This window comes from Opitutus sp. sgz309028 (genome assembly GCF_059821195.1).
Window position 1 is genome coordinate 1 of record NZ_JCAMRR010000011.1, and the last position, 1,585, is coordinate 1,585.

The following is a 1,585-nucleotide window of genomic DNA, read 5'->3' on the forward strand; positions in this document are numbered from 1 at the left end:
GCGCGGTGTTCGCGTTCATCAATCGCGAGCGCACACGGTTGAAGCTTTTGTATTGGGACGGCACGGGCGTGTGGGTCTTGGCCAAGCGGCTCGAAGAAGGCCGGTTCTCCTGGCCGGCGGCGAGCGATGCGCGCACGAAGCTGTCGCTCGCACCCGAAGCGTTGGCGCTGCTGGTCGGCGGAGTGGAGTTGAAGCGCGGTTCGCTGAAGCCGTGGTATGAACGTTCGTGATACAAAATCCTGCTGATCAGCGGGAACACTTGGGGCGAAGTTTTTTCGTAAGCGCGCAACGTGAGCGCCGCCGCCGCCAGCCCTGAGGAAGTCCAGCTCCTGCGCGAGGAGAACGCGGCGTTGCGCGCGCAGATCGAGTGGCTGAAACAGCAGTTGTTCGGACCGGGCAAAAGCGAGAAGCTCGATCGTGCGCAGTTGCGCTTCCAGCTCGAGGAACTCGAACAGCTGGCGGCGAAGGCCGAGCGGCGCGTGGAAACGATCACGTATGAACGCGCGAAGCCGGCGAAGGAGCCGCGCCGCGTGCCGGCGGAGACCTTCGCGAAGCTGCCGGTCGTCGAGACGATCGAGATCGTGCCCGAGCCGGTGAAACAGGAGCCGGAGCTTTATGAGCGGATCGGCGAAGAACGCACCTTTGAGGTCGACGTGATCGAGCCGAAGCTGGTGAAGCGTGAGATCGTGCGGCCGAAGTTCCGGCATAAACTGGATCGGGCTCGTCCGCCGCTGGTGGCACCTGCGGCGCCGCGTCCCGTGTCGGGTGGTTATGCGTCGGCCGGATTGCTGGCGTGGATCGCGATCAGCAAATACGTGCACCACCTGCCGCTGTATCGGTTGGAGCAGATGTCGCAGCGTTGGGGCGCGCAGATCAGCCGCCGCACGATGAGCGACTGGATCGAAGTCACCGCGGAATGGCTCGCGCCGATTTATCGGCAGATGCATCGCGGGCTCCTGGCCGGCGACTACCTGCAAGCCGACGAGACGCCGGTGCGTTGCAACGATCCGGACGAAAAACGTGGCGGGACAACTCAAGGTTACCTGTGGGTCATCAGTCGGCCCGGCGCCGACGTGGTCTTCGATTGGCGACTGTCGCGTCGTCACGGCGAACTCACGTCGCTCATCGACGGATTTAAAGGCGTGCTCCAGTCGGATGCTTACTCCGCGTATCCGAGCTACGTGCGTTCGCACGAGGGCGTTGCATGGGTCGGCTGCTGGGCGCATGCCAGGCGGCGCTTCTTCGAGGCCCTCGGCGAGAAACCGAAAGCCGTGCAACTGGTGCTGCGCTTGATCGGACAACTCTACCAGCTCGAACGCGAGTGGGACGAGGCGCAGGTCGGCGATGCCCGTGCCGCGCTGCGGCACGAGCACTTTGCCCGACCGCTCTACTGGCTGCGCCGTGTCGCGGTCGGACTGCGCTCGCAGGTGTTGCCGCGCTCGCTCGTCGGCAAAGCGTGTTCGTATCTCATCGATCACTGGGACGCGCTCGTCGCGCATCAACAGCACCCGTTCACGCGCCTCGACAACAACCTCGTCGAAAACGCGATCCGTCCTTCCGCCATCGGGAAGAAGAACTGGTTGTT

General features: G+C 64.0%; 2 protein-coding genes. Both read left to right on the forward strand.

Annotated elements, in window-relative coordinates:
- Window positions 1-230: IS66 family insertion sequence element accessory protein TnpB (gene tnpB / locus AC6RV7_RS21095; protein ID WP_500096187.1), on the forward strand; the 230-nt coding region annotated here is incomplete at its 5' end.
- Window positions 231-290: 60 nt separating this feature from the next.
- Window positions 291-1,585, forward strand: a 1,295-nt coding sequence (gene tnpC / locus AC6RV7_RS21100; protein WP_500096188.1) for an IS66 family transposase, incomplete at its 3' end; no start/stop codon positions are given.